The 16,676-nt window shown below is 61.8% G+C and carries 12 protein-coding genes and 2 pseudogenes; 8 read left to right on the top strand and 6 right to left on the bottom strand.

Annotated features, from left to right (window positions below; genetic code table 11):
• Nucleotides 1–82: 82 nt before the first annotated feature.
• The 4 genes from WEA77_RS11110 to WEA77_RS11095 all read right to left on the bottom strand — a co-directional run bounded on the left by WEA77_RS11110 (nucleotide 83) and on the right by WEA77_RS11095 (nucleotide 5,291).
• A complete protein-coding gene (locus WEA77_RS11110) occupies nucleotides 83–448 on the bottom strand; it encodes a DUF3147 family protein (RefSeq protein ID WP_368067947.1) in 366 nt (121 codons plus the stop codon).
• Between the two features lie 313 nt (nucleotides 449–761).
• Nucleotides 762–1,094, bottom strand: coding sequence for an ArsR/SmtB family transcription factor (locus WEA77_RS11105; RefSeq protein ID WP_368067946.1), 333 nt, complete (start codon nucleotides 1,092–1,094; stop codon nucleotides 762–764).
• Nucleotides 1,084–4,341, bottom strand: coding sequence for an efflux RND transporter permease subunit (locus WEA77_RS11100; RefSeq protein ID WP_368067945.1), 3,258 nt, complete (start codon nucleotides 4,339–4,341; stop codon nucleotides 1,084–1,086). Before WEA77_RS11100 ends, WEA77_RS11105 begins: the two co-directional genes overlap by 11 nt.
• Entirely contained in the window at nucleotides 4,338–5,291 is a 954-nt protein-coding gene (locus WEA77_RS11095) for an efflux RND transporter periplasmic adaptor subunit (RefSeq protein WP_368067944.1), read from the bottom strand. The genes WEA77_RS11100 and WEA77_RS11095 overlap by 4 nt, the downstream gene beginning before the upstream one ends.
• A gap of 260 nt (nucleotides 5,292–5,551) precedes the next feature.
• Here WEA77_RS11095 and WEA77_RS11090 point away from each other — a divergent pair, with 260 nt between their 5' ends.
• The 3 genes from WEA77_RS11090 to WEA77_RS11080 are packed head-to-tail and all read left to right on the top strand — an operon-like array spanning nucleotide 5,552 to nucleotide 7,522.
• A complete protein-coding gene (locus WEA77_RS11090; protein ID WP_368067943.1) occupies nucleotides 5,552–6,826 on the top strand; it encodes an NAD(P)/FAD-dependent oxidoreductase in 1,275 nt (424 codons plus the stop codon).
• 14 nt (nucleotides 6,827–6,840) lie between these two features.
• Entirely contained in the window at nucleotides 6,841–7,299 is a 459-nt protein-coding gene (locus tag WEA77_RS11085) for a thioredoxin domain-containing protein (RefSeq protein ID WP_368067942.1), read from the top strand.
• A 19-nt stretch (nucleotides 7,300–7,318) separates the two neighbouring features.
• Nucleotides 7,319–7,522 carry a DUF2892 domain-containing protein gene (locus tag WEA77_RS11080; RefSeq protein ID WP_368067941.1) on the top strand — a complete coding sequence of 68 codons (204 nt, stop codon included), beginning with the start codon at nucleotides 7,319–7,321 and terminating at the stop codon, nucleotides 7,520–7,522.
• A gap of 560 nt (nucleotides 7,523–8,082) precedes the next feature.
• On the opposite strand, the gene WEA77_RS11075 is transcribed toward WEA77_RS11080, so the two are convergent.
• Nucleotides 8,083–9,330, bottom strand: coding sequence for an MgtC/SapB family protein (locus WEA77_RS11075; protein WP_368067940.1), 1,248 nt, complete (start codon nucleotides 9,328–9,330; stop codon nucleotides 8,083–8,085).
• Between the two features lie 94 nt (nucleotides 9,331–9,424).
• Nucleotides 9,425–9,916: a universal stress protein gene (locus tag WEA77_RS11070; RefSeq protein WP_368067939.1), complete on the bottom strand. Its 492-nt coding sequence runs from the start codon at nucleotides 9,914–9,916 to the stop codon at nucleotides 9,425–9,427.
• Here WEA77_RS11070 and WEA77_RS11065 point away from each other — a divergent pair.
• From WEA77_RS11065 to WEA77_RS11045, 5 genes and pseudogenes are all read left to right on the top strand, one after another.
• Nucleotides 9,887–10,354 (top strand): hypothetical protein, encoded by a 468-nt coding sequence (locus tag WEA77_RS11065; RefSeq protein ID WP_368067938.1) that lies wholly within the window; start codon nucleotides 9,887–9,889, stop codon nucleotides 10,352–10,354. The genes WEA77_RS11070 and WEA77_RS11065 overlap by 30 nt on opposite strands.
• A 310-nt stretch (nucleotides 10,355–10,664) precedes the next feature.
• Nucleotides 10,665–13,223: a cation-translocating P-type ATPase gene (locus WEA77_RS11060; RefSeq protein WP_368067937.1), complete on the top strand. Its 2,559-nt coding sequence runs from the start codon at nucleotides 10,665–10,667 to the stop codon at nucleotides 13,221–13,223.
• A complete protein-coding gene (locus WEA77_RS11055; RefSeq protein ID WP_368067936.1) occupies nucleotides 13,220–15,571 on the top strand; it encodes a xylulose 5-phosphate 3-epimerase in 2,352 nt (783 codons plus the stop codon). The genes WEA77_RS11060 and WEA77_RS11055 overlap by 4 nt, the downstream gene beginning before the upstream one ends.
• Nucleotides 15,572–15,644: 73 nt before the next feature.
• A pseudogene (locus WEA77_RS11050) lies at nucleotides 15,645–16,214 on the top strand (MBL fold metallo-hydrolase); the annotation flags it as partial.
• Between the two features lie 3 nt (nucleotides 16,215–16,217).
• Nucleotides 16,218–16,676: pseudogene (locus WEA77_RS11045) on the top strand (MBL fold metallo-hydrolase); the annotation flags it as partial.

Raw genomic sequence — 16,676 nt, 5'->3', positions numbered from 1 at the left:
CTCTTAGGTTTGGTTGCGCCCGACACCGGCGAGCGGGCGCCCGGTGCAAGAATACCGATTAGCAAACGCGATGTTCGCATGACTATTGTCCTTGTCCGAATGAGATGCCTAGCCGGCCCGCAAGCCAGATCGCCGAAATGTAAAGACAGATCGTGATGACACTGGCGACGGTCAGCGACACCCAGAAGTTCACGCCTCTCTCCATAAGTGCAGGCAGGACGAGGAAGAAAGGCAGGCTGGGCACCACATACCAGAGCGTTGCACGGGCGTGGCTTGCGACATGGGCGACATCCCCGCCCGAGTCTCTCCAGAGCCAGATGATGGCCATCAGGGAGATCAGGGGCAGGGAAGCAACCAGCCCTCCAAAGCCAGGAAACCGCCGCGCAACGTCTGAGATGATCGCAATGAGTGCGCCAGACAGGGCTGCCTTCAGGATGAAATAGGCCATCGCTTCGCTCCGCCGGGACAGGCTCAGGCGAGCCGGAAGGTTGTTGGGGCCGCCTGTTGACTTCTGCTGTGAACTGACCCGGGGTTTCTATCGAGAAGTGACCCGCATTGTGACTATCTTTCGGGTTTCACTTCCGGGTCAAGATGATGTTTCTCCTTTTTTGATTTCCGCTTCTGCGCCAAGCCGTTCTTGAGCAAGTTAAACGACAAATGCGGCTATGGGCCTTTGAGGCCAGACTGTCAGTCCGACCAGCTTTAACTCAAAAGCGCGCCGGCGGGACCAATGCGCGGTGGTTCAAGCGACGTTCAGCAGTTCAGGCGTCCGGTTCCATGCCGGCGTAGTGTTGGCACAGTGTTTCGATAAGGTCCCGCGCAATGCCGGCCAGGGCACGGTAACGGATGGTCTGGCCTTCGCGGCGGCTGTCCACCAGACCGGCCGCGCGCAGTTTCGAGAGGTGCTGAGAAACCGTCGATTGGGATTGCCCCGTCAGCGCAGCGAGCTGGTTGACAGACAACTCACCGGCGCTGAGGGCGCACAGGATCATAAGGCGCGTCTCGCTCGCCATGGCTTTCAGCGTGGCCGCGGCCTCGGCGGTGCGGCTGGACACAATCTCAAGTGCGCCAACTGTCTTATGCTTAGGCGGCATCAGGAAGCACATCTCCTGTATCGGGTGTTGGGTTGATGGGTAACCAGTCCGGGCCTCGCAGGGCAGTATAGATTGCTGGAATTACCAGCACCGTGAGCGCCGTGGACGAGGCAAGGCCGAACAGAAGCGAGATCGCCAGTCCCTGGAAGATGGGATCCGTCAGGATAACAGCGGCCCCTATCATGGCGGCGAGCGCTGTCAGCACGATCGGCTTGAACCGGATGGCGCCGGCGTCGAGCAGGACCTCCCGCAACGGTGTTCGGGCATCTGTCCGGTGGCGGATGAAATCAACCAGCAGGATAGAGTTGCGCACAATGATGCCCGCAAGCGCGATGAAGCCGATCATCGACGTGGCGGTGAAAGCCGCGCCGAAGAGCCAATGTCCGGTCATGATGCCGATCAGCGTCAGGGGTACCGGTGTCAGGATGATAAGCGGTACGCGGAAGGTGCCGAACTGGGCGACCACGAGCATGTAGATTCCGATCAAGGCGACGCCGAAAGCGATTCCCATGTCGCGGAAGGTGACATAGGTCACCTCCCATTCGCCGTCCCAGAGCAGGCTGGTGCGGGTTTCATCCGCCGGCTGACCATAAAGGCTGACAAGAGGCATATCGAGACCGTCGGCGGCCCAGTCATAAGCCTTGATGCGCGCTTCAACCTCGAACATACCATAAACCGGAGCTTCAAAGCGCCCTGCCAGCTCGCCGAAGACCATGTCTGTAAAGTGCCCGTCCCGGCGGAAGATGGTGAGCGATCCGGCCTCTTCGTGCAGGTCTACCAGTTCACCAAGTTCGGCGGGATCGGCATCGGTTCCGGCGAGCCGGCGCGGCACCGGTGTCGCCGCCATCTGCTGCGACCAGCTGCGCTCCGAGCGCGGAAGATAGACGCGGATATTGAGGGGATCGCGGCCTTCTCCGCGCGGCGAGACGCCCGCGGTCTCGCCATGAAAGGCCAGCCGTATCGTATCGAGGATGTCCGACTGCAGAACGCCGGCATCGGCGGCGCTTGGCTCATCAATCCCGAAGGTCAGCCGCGGCGCCGTCTCACCAATCGAATTGTCCACGTCGACGATGAAATCGGTCTCGACGAAGAACCGCTCGATGATCGCCGCCGTCTTGCGCCGCGCCTCGGGCGACGGTCCATAGATCTCGGCCATCAGTGTAGAGATCACCGGAGGACCGGGAGGAACCTCGACGACTTTCACGCGCGTACCGTCCGGCAGCGGAACACCCGAGATGCGCGCGCGCAGGTCGAGCGCAATCTCATGGCTCGCGCGGCTGCGTTCTTCCTTTTCGGTGAGGTTTACCTGAAGGTCACCCAGCTCGGGGCTCGCACGCAGGAAATAGTGGCGTACCAGGCCGTTGAAATTGAACGGCGCTGCGGTGCCGGCATAGGCCTGGATGGTTTTCACCTCATCAACCGGCGCGATCGCGTCTGCCAGCGCCAGAAGGGCGCGCTCTGTGTCCTCCAGCGCCGCGCCTTCGGGCAGGTCGACAATCACCTGGACTTCAGATTTGTTATCGAACGGCAAGAGCTTCACCGGCACAGCCCGGGTGACGAAGAACAGGAGCGACAACAGCGTCGCTGCGCCCACCGCAAGAAGGAAAATCCAGGCATTCCTCTTCGAGGCGACGACCGGCGCGGCAACCCGCCGGTAGAAGCCGCTGAGGCGCGTTTCACTGCCGGGTGCGTGCCCGCCTTCAGTCGCCGGCGCGCGGCCGGCAATCTTCATCATCAGCCAGGGCGCAATGCCGACGGCGACAAAGAAGGAGAACACCATCGCCGCCGACGCGTTTGCCGGAATGGGCGCCATGTAGGGCCCCATAAGGCCGGACACGAACATCATCGGCAGCAGAGCCGCGATCACCGTCAGCGTCGCGATCACTGTCGGGTTGCCGACTTCCGAGACCGCATCGATGGCTGCCTCCGCCCGGCCGCGACCGTCCTTCATCGCCCAGTGGCGGGCAATATTCTCGATGATGACGATGGCATCGTCGACCAGGATTCCGATCGCGAAGATCAGCGCGAACAGGCTCACGCGGTTGATCGTGTAGCCCATCATCATTGATGCAAAGAGCGTCAGCAGAATGGTCGTCGGGATGACGATCAGCGTCACCAGCGCCTCGCGCCATCCGATGCTGAAGGCGATCAGCACAACGATCGAGACGGTTGCAAGACCCAGATGGAACAGCAGCTCGTTGGCCTTGTGGTTGGCCGTGGCCCCGTAATCGCGTGTCACTTCCACGTCCACGCCCTCAGGGATCAGCGGGCCTTTCAGCGAGCCTAGCCGCTCCAGAACCGCGCCGGCGACCACGACGGCATTCGCACCGGGGCGCTTGGCGATCGTCACGGTGACTGCCGGTCTGGCGCTGAAGTTTCCGGCGCCATCGGCCTGCAGTGTCCAGACACGGGAGTCCGTCTCGGCGCCGGTCACGCGGACATTCGCGACATCGCTGAGATAAACGACGCGTCCGCCCGCGCCCCGGATCTGGAGACGTTCGAGTTCGTGCACGGCATTCACGCGGTCACCCGCCTGCACGATCAGCGACTGGCCGTCCTGATGAGCGCGGCCCGAGGGCATCGCGGCGGCGGCGGCTGTCACGCTCTGTACCAGGGTCTGAAGGGAAACCCCTTGCGCCGAAAGCGCCTGCACATCAGGCTCGACCCGCAGCTCGAGAGGGCGTCCGCCGATCACGTCGGTAAGGCCCACGTCCTGCACTTTGGTCAGTTCGCTGCGCAGCTCGTCGGCGATCATCCGCAGGGCCGTATCGTTCCAGACATTGCCGGTGGAGGTGTCCGGTGACAGCGTCAACGTGACGATCGGCACATCGTTGATTCCGCGTCCCACCACCAGCGGCATCGGCACATCGTAGGGAATGGTGTCAAGGTTGGCGCGGATTTTCTCGTGGACACGGAGGATCGCATTGTCGGCGTCGGTGCCCACGGTAAACCGGGCGGTCACCAGCGCGCCGTCATCGCGGGTCTGCGAGTAGACATGCTCCACATCCGGGATCGCCATCAGGATGCTTTCGAGCGGCTTGGTGACTTGCTCGACCGCATCGGCTGCTCTCAACCCCGGCGCCGACACCATAATGTCGACCATTGGCACGGAAATCTGCGGTTCTTCCTCTCGCGGAATCGAGAGGAGCGCGATCAGGCCGACGGCGAGCGCCGCAAGCAGAAAGAGGGGCGTCAGGGGTGAGCGTATGGTCGCGCGCGTGATCCCGCCGGAGAGGTCGGTCTTCATGGCCGTTGTTGCGGCTTTTCGATCCGGTCGCCAGGCCTGAGGCCGGACAGGATCTCATATTGTCCCGCGGTGTCCACCAGCGGCGCAGCGAGCGCGACTGGTGCATCAATGAAGCGCTCACCCACCTGCACACGGACGAAATCGACGCCGAAACGGGTGGACACATAATCCTTGGGAATCCGGATCGCACGGCGCTCGCCCACTGGCGCGAGTACATCGACCCGCTCGCCGAAGAGGGCCGTGAGTCCGCCCTCGACCTTTGCGTCCGCGATCACCGAGCCCTGCTTGAGTTCGGGATAGATCCTGATGATTGTCGCGGTCCTTATGTCGTCGGAGCGCGAGGGCAGCCGCAGCGAGATGGCTTCGCCTTCGGCAAGGGTTGCCGCGTGGCGTTCGGGCAGCGCGAGACGAACAACACCGTTCACCGTTGCAAAGCTCGCCAGCACATCGCCCGGCGAAACAACCGAACCGCGCACAATATTGACGTCCGTCACATGCGCCTCGGCCGGCGCCAGAATGCGTCCTTCCGCTTCCCGGGCAGACAGCGCGCGGCGTTCGGCCTCAACCGAGGCGAGACTGCGCTTCAGCACGTCGAACGAGGTCTTTTCCGCATCCAGACGCGCGCGGGGATAGAAGCCCTGCGCGAGCAGTCCCTCGTTGCGGGCGATGTCACTTTCTGCCTGCTTAACCTGCGACTTCAGCCCTTCGATGTTGGAGCTCAGCGCGGCGAGTTGCGGCGGGATTGTGCTGTCGGTGACAACGGCGACGAGTTCGCCGGCCTTGACGATCTGGCCTTCGACGAGGTTCAGACGGGTCACCACACCCTGCAGCCGGGACCGCGCGGTCGCCGTGTCACCGGCCTCGATTCGCGCGATCACGGGCCGGTAGTCGATCACGACAGAGTTTTCGACCGTGATGGTTTGGGCTGCACCGGGAAGCGCAACCAGCAAGGCTGCAGCCGATAGCCAGACCGCCAGGGCGCTCCGAAAGGAGGCCGCCAGTCTCGGAGACCGGCGCGGTGAAGTTCGGGGGGGAGGCGGAGCCTTGGGCTGCGAGTGTAGATTTTCCATAGCCCGCTCCAGTCTATCGAGGCGTCTTTCGCCGCCGGACAAATCGAAACAGTTCACCCCTCCGGGCAATGCGTATGTCTACGTATATTATGAAATGATAAAATACGTTAGGCCCTGATCCTCCACGTGGAGGATCTGACATGGCGAAGATCGTTGTACTGGGTGCCGGTTTGGGAGGCGTCATTGCCGCCTTTGAAATCCGCAAGTCCGTGCGGCCCGAAGACGACGTGACCGTGATCAACGAAAACGCATTCTATCAGTTCGTGCCATCGAACCCCTGGGTGCTGGTGGGCTGGCGGGACCGGGAAGACATCATTGTCGATCTCATCAAGCCGATGAAGAAGCGGCACATCGAACTTGTCGTCGGAAAAGCGGAACGCGTCGAGCCAGACCAGAAGCGCGTCCGGCTCACTGATGGCCGGGAGATCGGATACGACTATCTCGTCATCGCGACCGGACCCGAACTCGCATTCAACGAGATCGAGGGTCTCGGTCCGAAAGGCTTTACCCAATCGGTCTGTCACATTGACCATGCCGTGCAGGCTCACACGGCCTTCGAAGCCTTCTGCCAGGACCCGGGCCCGGTGATCGTCGGCGCGGTGCAGGGCGCGTCCTGCTTCGGCCCGGCCTATGAAACGCTGATGATCATCGAGACCGAGCTGCGCCGTCGCAGGATCCGCGACCGTGTGCCTATGACCTACGTCACGTCCGAGCCCTATATCGGTCATCTGGGACTGGACGGCGTCGGCGATACCAAGAGCCTGCTCGAAAGCGAACTGCGTGAGCGCCACATCAAGTGGATCACCAATGCGCGCGTCATCCGGGCCGCGCCCGGCATGATGACCGTCGAAGAGCTGGCGGAGGATGGCAGCGTCAAACAGCTTCACGAACTGCCGATGAAGTTCTCGATGATGCTGCCGGCATTTCGCGGCGTGGACGCCGTGCGCGATATCGAAGGCCTGTCCAATCCGCGGGGGTTTATCCTGACGGACAAGCATCAGCGCAATCCGAAGTTCCCGGAGATCTTCGGCATCGGCGTTTGCATCGCCATTCCGCCGATCGGAAAAACACCCGTGCCCGTCGGCGTGCCGAAGACCGGCTTCATGATCGAATCCATGGTCACCGCGACAGCCGAGAACCTCGGTCAGATCCTGCGGGGAGAGGCGCCATCACACGAAGCGACCTGGAATGCGATCTGCCTGGCAGACTTTGGTGACAAGGGTGTCGCCTTCGTGGCCCAGCCGCAGATTCCGCCGCGCAATGTCAATTGGTCCGGGTCTGGAGGATGGGTGCACACTGCGAAGGTCGGGTTCGAGAAATACTTTATCGGCAAGGTGAAGGCCGGAAAATCTGAAACCTTCTACGAAAATGCTGTGCTCGGTCTGATCAAGACAAAGAAGATCAAAGCGCATTGAGGGGTGCATGAACTATGGCGGCTGAAGACAGAAAGCTTCTTTGCCTCGCTTGCGGCGCGGTCAACCGGGTGCCTGCGGACAAATCCATGGCGGCGGCCAGATGCGGCAGGTGCGCTCAGGGACTGGCGACGCCGGAACCGGCGGATGTCACATCCGAGCAACTCGCGGCCCTGCAGATGAAGGATACCGGCGCCTTTCTTCTGGATGTCTGGGCGCCGTGGTGCGGACCCTGCCGAATCATGGCCCCGCATTATGAGGCGGTTGCCTCGCGCTTCCAGAACGAGATACGTTGCTTCAAGCTCAACTCCGATCAGAATCAGCCCGCCGCCGCGCAACTTCAGATCCGGGGTGTGCCCACTCTGATCGGATGGAATGCGGGGCGACGCGTCGCAGTTCAAGCAGGCGCGCAAACAGCAGCGGCGCTGGAAGTCTGGATCCGGAAATCCTTCAACCTCGCCTCAACAATCAAATGATCCTATACGGAGCAACATCATGAATCTGGACCGCGCAGTTCTTGCCTTTGCAGGCATTATCGTTCTGGCCAGCCTGATACTTGGCTATTTCCTCTCGCCATTCTGGTTCCTTCTCACAGCATTCGCGGGCGTGAACATGCTGCAAGCCGCCTTCACAGGCATTTGTCCGGCGGCGATGGTCTTCAGGGCGGTTGGCGTCAAACCAGGAAACGCCTTCCGCTGAACATTTCTGATTGGCCGGAGTTCCGGGAGTGCACTTTGCCTCGTGCATGACTTGTTCGCCGCCATGTTCGCACTCGGCGTCGTGTAAAAATCAGTGCGCATCGGCGTCATGGAATGCTGTCGCGACCTGGCATCACTCCGCATCCTCGGTTTCCCGAAGACGGTAGCGTCCTGCATCCTTCGGTCGAGCCTTCGGGCATTCTTAAGATCTCCGTACCGGGCGCTGAAGCGCAAAGCGCGAAGGGTGTCATCGACTTTGAGCAAGCCCTGGCGAACCAGATGCCGGGCGACAGAACGCGGGTTATTGGGGCAGTCGCGATCACCGAACGGCGGGCAGGTGCCCGGCTCAGCCCTTTTATCGGGACCAGGAAAACCGGTCTGTGTTTCAGTTGGCAGACGGCAGGGCGAAGCTGACGCGCATCGAAATCGGCTACCGGAGGCCATGTCTGGCGGTCGTTGCTGGCGGTCTTTCCGCCGGTGACCGGGTCGGGCGATGTCATGAGGCGGTGCAGGCCTGTTCGTAAATCACACCGGGGCAACGGGTTTTGCGCGGGTCTCGCATCATATGAATGCGAGCGCTGCTGCTCCTGCAACTACGACCGCAAGGGACGAGGCAGAAAAATAAGCCCCGAACCGCAGGTTTCCAGAGATAAAGGCCAAGGTGGATTTGCTGACCATGTTAGCGGTTGCTGCAAGCAGGATCGCGCCTGTGGCAAGATCCGGGGAGGGCTCAGACAGCTTGGTAACGTTCAGGATTACCGCGTCCACATCTGCCAGGCCACTGAGCGCTGCGAGGGGCAGCAAGGCGGTTTCGCCGGCCCATCTGGAGGCAAGGGCGATGCAGATGTTCAGCCCTCCGATCATCAGGGCAAAGCTCGCGACCGATTGCATATCGAGCGGACTTTTGAGATGCGGCAGGAGTCGCTCTTCGCTCGCTCCGGCTCTCGGACGCAGAAGATAGAGGGCGCCGGCCGCGCCGACCGCAGCAGATGCGCCCAGAACCGGAAGGATCACGGCGATGAACTGCGGCGCAAGGAAGGTGACAAGCAGGATGATCCGTACCAGCATGACCAGGGTTGTCAGCGACGCGGCAGCGGCCGCATCAAGAGCCGTCAAGGACCCCCGGCGCACACGCCCGGCGAGTTCTGCAACGGTCAGTGTCGAGGACACTACCGAGCCTGCCAGCGCGCCAACTGCAAGTCCCGCCCTCTGACCGAGCAGGCGAACAGCAATGTACCCCGCAAAGGAGATCGTGGCGATCAGGATGGTCAGAAACCAGAGTTCGCGCAACCGGATCAGACCCCATGGGTCAACCGGTGTTGACGGCAGGACCGGCATGGCAATGAACGTCATGGCAAGGATCAGGAAGGCAGACCGGATTTCCGGCCATGTCAGGCCGCGCAGCCAGGCATGCAGGCTATTCTTGAAGGCCAGGATACAAGCCGCGGCCACGGCGGCCATGGCTGCTTCGTGCAGATATCCGAGGCCGGCAAGGCCGCCGAGTGCAAATGTCAGGAGGCCCGCGACCGTGCTGGTAACTGAAAACTCATTGTCCGCAGATGTGTCGCGCCACTGGAACATCCCGAACAGCAGCGAGAACGCGAGGGCGATCGCCGCAAAGGCGGCAGCGCCAAGGTCCGATCCCAGAATTGCGGCGCTGCCGCCGAGCAGCCCGGCGAGTGTGAATGTCCGCAGGCCTGCAGCCCGGGCGCCTGGCTGCTCGCTGCGCTGTTTCCAGCCGCGCTCGATCCCGATCAATGCACCTATGGCGAGGGCCGCTGTGAGCCGTTGAAGGAGTTCCGGGTCCACGTTGGCGCAGGTCTCCTTTCGCAAGGGCGATGCAGGTCACACGCCGGGCGCAACAGGGTTTACCCAGATGCCGGTCCTTGCGAGGGCAATGTGGTCAATGTGAAAGGAGGACCGGGAGCGGCGATTTCGAGATCAGGAAATGGCTGGGCCCCCCAAGGACGCGCTGGACCAGTTTGGGGTGCCTGTATCCGCCCATCACGATCATGTCGGCGTCGGCGCCCTGTGCGACGTCCACGAGACGTTCACCGACCGGCTTGCCGAGACTGTCGGCATTCTGAACCGTAATCCTGAGGCCGTGCCGGGCAAGATGGGTCGAGATATCGAGGCCGGGTGATGCTCCGTGCTGGGTCGGGCCGATCTGCGCATCCACTGTGACGACGCAGACTTCAGCTCCCGGCGACAGCATCGCGAGCGCGTCGTGAATGGCGCGCGAAGCTTCTCGGCTGGCATCCCAGGCCAGCAGTACCTTTTTTCCAAGCGGTGCAGGCTTCCACTTCTTTGGAAGCACGAGGACCGGCCGGCCCGCGCCGAAAAGCGCGCCTTCAATGATTTCGCCATGGTGATCACGGTCTGGCTTCGCAGGCATTCGCGCGACAACCAGATCCGAGTAGCGCGCAAAGACAGCGACTGTTCCTGCAAGCGCAGTATCAAAAGTCAGCGATTCCCGGATCTCCAGACTGCTCGCCTTCTTCTCAAGGTGCTGTTTAAGGCGGCTTCTGAAAGCGTGGATGTGTTCCCGGGCAGCTTCCATCTGGGCCTGGAACTCTACTTGACCGCCGAGCATCATTCCGTCGCTGAAAATCGGTGCGGGCTGCACGCCAATTGCGCAGCAGCTGAGGTGTGCTTCCCAAGTTTCGGCAAGGCTGGCTGCCTGGTCCATCAATCCGAAATCAGACTCGAGGGACGAAATGCAAATCGAAAGATCACGAAACCCCATGGTATTGCCTCTCTTGCGTTGAACCGGATTCTACAGCTGGAACATCTTCCGACTGATTTAGCGCTGCGCGCTCAAATAGAACGATAGGTACAGTTACGTATCCCGGCCCATCAGGTGGCTTTCATAAGGTGGTATCGTGATGGCGCGCCGATGAGGGTCTGGGCGGAGCGGATCACCTCAGGCTTTCGCCAATACGTCGCATGGGTCTGCATCGTTTGCCGGGAGTTCAGGGCGGGCTCGCCTGAGATCGCAAATGGTTTCTATTGTCTTTGAGGGGTTCAACCATGAGTGCGCAGACCAGGAACGGGTGTCCTGTGCGCCGTATTTCACCGGGTTCGGCCTGCTGCCCGCCAGGAGCGGCCAATGACGAAACGCCTTCGGAAAGGTTTGTAGTCAGATGATTCCTGCAAAAGGAGCGGTCTTTCAGGTGGAGGGCCTTACAAGTGAGGAAGCCCGTCACCGGCTTCAGGAACTTGGGCCCAATGAGCTTGATCCCGGGCGAAGCAGATCCGTTATTGCCATCATTTTTGAGACGCTGAAGGAACCAATGTTCCTTTTACTCATTGTGGCGGCCGTCATTTATGCCTTCATGGGGGACTTGGGCGAGGGCTTGTTCCTGCTTGGCGGTGCCGGCGCGGCGATCGGTCTGGTCATCTTCCAGGAAGCGCGCAGCGAGCAAGCTCTGAAGGCCCTTCGCCAGCTTGCGCAGCCGCAATCGCGCGTGTTGCGCGACGGCGCAGACTGCCGTGTGCCGGCGAGGGAGATCGTGCCGGGCGATATCGTACTGGCCGGTGAGGGAGAACGCCTTGCAGTCGACGGCCTGCTCGTTGCCGGGGACGTTTTGAGTGTCGACGAGTCTGTGCTGACGGGAGAGTCAGCGCCCGTTATGAAAACGCCTGCCCTTGATGCGTCTTTTGTTAACGACGGCGGCAATCCTGGCTCGGGCCCCGGGCATAATGTCTTTGCGGGCACACTCATCGTCCGGGGACAAGGGGTCATCCGGGTAACCCGGACGGGCCCGCAGTCCGCACTCGGACGTATCGGCAGCTCTCTCGCCAGAATCGAGCACGAATCCACGCCGCTCCAGCAGTCCACGGGCAGGCTGGTCGGGTATCTCGGTCTTGTCGCGCTCGCATTTTGCGGCGTGATCGCAGTCGCATACGGCCTGCTGCGCGATGACTGGTCGGGCGGCGCGCTCGCCGGCATCACTTTCGCCATCGCGCTGATACCGGAAGAGTTCCCGATGGTGCTTGCGATATTTCTCGCGCTGGGAGCCTGGCGCCTCGCCACGCATAAGGTACTCGTCCGTCGCAGCGCGGTGATCGAGACGCTGGGCGGCGCAACGGTGCTTTGCGCCGACAAGACGGGCACACTGACAGAAAACCGGATGCAGGTGGCCCGCCTGTGGACACCCGGAGGTGAACAGATTGTCAGTCCGGGTTCAGGCGTGTCCGCGCCCGTCAGCGACCTGCTGCGGATGGCCGCTCTCGCGTCGGCCGTCCGGCCGGTAGATCCCATGGACCTGGCAGTTCGTGCCTTGAGCGGTGAAGCGGCGTTGACTGAACAGGGCCTCGCCGCGCAACCCGAACGTGCATGGCCGCTGACCCCCAGCCTGCTCGCCGTCATCCAGCTCTGGCAGATGCCGGAAGGAGCACGCATCGCAGCGGCCAAGGGAGCGCCCGAAGCGATCTTCCGGCTCTGCCGCCTCTCACCGGATCAGACGGCGGACCTGGCGGGCATCGTTGAAGCCTATGCCGGCCTTGGCCTGCGCGTCCTGGGGGTTGCCAGCGCGCGCCCCCGGGACCCGGTTTTCGATGACCCCCTGACGGGAGACTTCCGGTTCTCAGGCCTGATCGGCTTCATTGATCCGCTGCGCGCAGAGGTGCCCCATGCCCTTCAGGAAGCCCGCTGCGCCGGCATCAAGGTCGTCATGATCACCGGAGACCATCCGGCAACGGCGATGGCGATTGCGGCTGCGGCGGGCATTGACACTGCAGCCGGATTTCTGGTCGGGTCCGAGATCGAACAGCTGCCCTTCGAAGTGCTCTGCGAGAAGTTGAAGTCGGTCCGTGTCTTTGCAAGGATTGCCCCCGAACAGAAGCTCAGGATCGTTCAGGCCCTCAGGCAGGATGGCGAAATCGTCGCCATGACAGGGGACGGGGTCAATGATGCGCCAGCCCTTGAGGCGGCACATATCGGCGTTGCGATGGGCCAGCGCGGGACAGATGTCGCCCGCGAAGCCGCAGACCTTGTCCTTCTGAATGACAGCTTCGCATCGATCGTGGGGGCTGTGCGCCTCGGACGGCGCATTTTCTCGAACCTGCGGCGCGCAGTCACTTACATTACCGCGATCCATGTTCCGATTGCTGGCCTTGCCCTTCTGCCGTTGCTGTTTGGTTTGCCGCCGCTCCTCTTTCCGATGCACATCGTGCTTCTGGAACTCGTGATTGATCCGACATGCGCGCTCGTGTTCGAAGCCGAGCCCAGCGACAGGAAAGCGATGCAGCGCCCGCCGAGACGCGCCGGGGAGCTCCTGTTCGGACGTCGCGAGCTCGTCCTGGCGCTCCTGCAGGGCGCAGGGATCCTCGTTGCGGTCTTCGGTCTCTACTGGGCGCTCCTGACAATTTCGGGGGAAGCTGAGCCGGTCGCGCGGGGCGCAGCGTTCATTGCACTGGTCGTCAGCAACCTGGTTCTCGCGCTGACCGATTCTGCGTCCTCCGGCCGGATCTTTGCCCGCCATCGGCGCGTGTACTGGGCAATTGTGGCTGCCGTCGCCCTGGTGCTTGCGCTTGTTTTCACAATCGATCCGATCAGCGCTATTTTCTCAGTCGGTCTTCCCGGGGCGGGCGAACTCGCCCTGGCGGTCGGTATGGGGCTGATTGGCGGCGGTTGGACCGCGCTGCGGTTTCTTGTGCCTCGCAGCATGCCCGGGCTTTCAGAAGGGACCTCCAAATGACGGCATTGAAGACCTGGGCGACGGGTTACGGCGTCATCCATCATTCTGACCAGACCCGGGAGCGCATCGGCGCGCTGTCCGCACGCCTCGTGGAGACAGGCGCCGCTTCGTCAGAGGACCTTGTCTATGACGCCCTGTCTGCTGCAGACCGCCTTGCAAGTGCCGCCATGTGGGTTGTTGTCCACATGACTTACGCCCGCCGTGTCGACTTATCCGGCGTCGCCCTGGCGGCCGCTGACTTCAAGTCTGCGCCGGAAGGCCATGCCGGCGGATCTCTGAACGTTGTGCCGGCTTATGTGGGGTATCTCGCAGCCAACCTCCTCACGGCAAAAACACGGGGCTGGATCCTCGGACAGGGTCATTGTGTTGCCGCAGTCGAAGCGGTCAATTGCCTGGTTGGCAATCTAACGGACCGGCAAGCTGGTCGATACGGTTTCAGCGAAGAGGGTATAAACCGTCTGTGTACAGACTTCTATGGCTACGAGATCGATGCGGATGGGTCCGCATCGGCGCCGCTCGGAAGTCATGTCAATGCCCATACCGCTGGCGGCGTGTCCGAAGGCGGCTATCTCGGATTTGCAGAAACCCAGTACGTCCACATGCCGGTTACCGGAGAGAGCCTTGTTGCAATTCTCAGCGACGGCGCCTTCGAGGAGCAGCGCGGCGGTGACTGGGCGGAACGCTGGTGGCGCGCGGAGGATTGCGGCCTGGTGGCGCCGGTCATGATCCTGAACGGGCGACGGATCGAACAGCGCACCGAAATCCGGCAGGATGGCGGGGCGGCGTGGTTGGCCCGGTACCTTGAGGTCAATGGCTTTGATCCGATCGAGATTGATGGCCGCGATCCGGCGGCATTTGCCTGGGCGGTTCTTGAGACTGAAAGACGACTTACCGAAGCGGCCAGATCTATCGAACAGGGAAGGGCAGTTTATCCGGTGCGCCTGCCTTTTGCTATCGCGACCACCGAGAAGGGTTTCGGTTTTCCAGGCGCCGGGACCAACCGCGCACATAATCTTCCGCTGGAGGGAAACCCGCATACCGATGAAACAGCGAGACACTCGTTCAATGCCGGCGCCCGAGCGCTTTTCGTACCCTTCAGCGACCTCTCGGCTGCACGCCAGACGTTCATGCAGCATACGGCGCAGCAGAGAGACAAAGAAGGCAGCAATACCTTCGCCACCCGAAATCCGGATCCGCCGGTTCTGCCCGCGCGCGGGCCTGCTCCGGCAAGCTCGGCCCTGGCGGCCATGGACCATTGGTTTGTATCGTTCGTCGAAGCCAATCCCAACCACCGTTTCCGTATCGGTAATCCCGACGAGCTGAAAAGCAATCAGATGGGAGAAACTCTGACCCGGCTGCGCCACCGGGTGAACGTTCCCGAAGAAGGGTCTGAAGAGTCCGTACACGGATCGGTAATAACCGCCCTGAATGAAGAAGCTGTGATAGGTGCGGCCCTGGGCAACAAGGCGGGCCTGAACCTTGCCGTTTCCTATGAAGCCTTTGCCGTCAAGATGCTTGGCGCGCTGCGCCAGGAGGTCATTTTTGCGCGCCAGCTGATGGAGGCGGGACGTCCGCCTCAATGGATTGGCGTGCCTCTGATCGTGACTTCTCATACATGGGAAAACGGCAAGAACCAGCAATCCCATCAGGATCCCACCATCGGTGAAGCGCTGCTGGGGGAGATGTCTGACGTTGCGCGCGTCATCTTTGCCGTCGATGCGGCAACGGGTGTCGAGGCGCTCCGCCAGATATACTCTGCACGCGGTGTAATCAGCTGTATCGTTGCCCCCAAGCGGGCGACCCCTGATGTGTGCACCGACGCCGAAGCCAGAACGGCCTTTGAGACCGGCGTTGCACCGATCGAGAATGACCCCGGGGCGTCACTCCAGCTTGTCGCCATCGGTGCCTACCAGCTCGTGGAGGCGCGGCGAGCGGCGGCCCGGCTGCGTGAGCGCGGCATCAGCGTCAATGTCACGATCATTCTGGAGCCTGGCCGCCTCCGTTCGCCCAGGGACCGGTTCGAGGAGGAGTTCGTGGTCTCTGATCAGGTAATCAAATCCCTGTTTCCCCGGGGACTTGCGCGCCTGCTGGTCACGCATACCCGTCCGGAAATGATGACAGGCCTGCTAAGGCGCCTCGATGAGGGGCCTGCCATGTTCCGGGCGCATGGGTACCTGAGCCGCGGCGGGACGCTGGATGCGCCTGGCATGCTGTTTGCCAATCGCTCAACCTGGGCGCATCTGATCGTGTCGGCAGCAAAACTGATCGGCGTGCCGGTTGAAACACTCCTTTCGCCTTCTGAGCTTGCAGCGGCTGTTGGGCTAGGCGATCCTGAGGTGCTGCGTTGACGGGCCTGAAAACGAGTATCGCGCAATCACTGCCCATGATGCGTTCGTGTGGGCTGGCATCGGAGAGTAAGTCATGAGGTCCTTGATATTTCTTGGGGGCGCCGGGACCGTCACAGGGTCACGGTTTCTGGTTGAGGAGGGGCAATCGAAGCTGCTCGTCGATTGCGGACTTTTTCAGGGTTACAAGCAGCTGCGCCTGAAAAACTGGCAACCTCTTGGCGTTGACCCGGCTGACCTTGATGGCGTGATCCTGACCCATGCTCATCTGGACCACACCGGTTACCTGCCTGCACTCGTGAAGCAGGGCTTCAAGAAGCCGGTTCTCTGCACGGAACTGACGAAGGAACTCTGCAAGATACTCCTGCCGGATGCCGGACGTATTCAGGAAGCAGATGCAGACCGGGCAAACAGGGGTGGTTACTCGCGTCATCACCCGGCGCAGCCCCTTTACACGGAGCGCGATGCCCATAGGGCTCTTCGTCTCCTTTCGGGCTGCCGTTTTGAGGAGGAGCAGGTCCTGCCTCATGGACAGAAACTCAAGTTCCTGAGGGCGGGTCACATCCTTGGCGCTGCGATTGTCCAGCTTGATCTGGCTGACCGGAGAATAACCTTCTCGGGCGACCTCGGGCGGTACAACTGCCCGCTCATGCATCCACCGGCACCGGTCCGGTCAACGGACTATCTTGTGGTCGAGTCGACCTACGGCGACGCCGTCCACCCTGAAGCAGATCCCGAAGACCTGCTCGAGGATGTCATATGCCGAACGGTGCAGCGCTGCGGGACGGTGATCGTTCCGACATTCGCAGTCGGGCGTGCCCAGAGCCTGCTTTACCATCTCAGCCGTCTCAACAAGTCCGGGCGGATCCCTCCTGTGCCGGTCTATCTCGACAGTCCGATGGCCATCGATGCCTCAGATCTGTTCTGCCGCCAGGATGGCGGGGCCCGGCTTTCGAGGCAAGAAGCGCGCGCAGCCTGCTCGGTTGCGCAGTATATCCGTGACGCCGAACTCTCTGAAAGGATCATCGCCGATCCCCAGCCTAAGATCGTGCTGTCGGCGAGCGGAATGGCCACAGGCGGACGTGTGCTGAACTATCTGAAGAGATAT

Source organism: Hyphomonas sp. (assembly GCF_040882205.1).
In the GTDB taxonomy this organism is placed as follows: Bacteria; Pseudomonadota; Alphaproteobacteria; order Caulobacterales; family Hyphomonadaceae; genus Hyphomonas.
The sequence above is the reverse complement of the archived record's forward strand: the minus strand, read 5'-3'. Positions and strand labels throughout refer to the sequence as shown.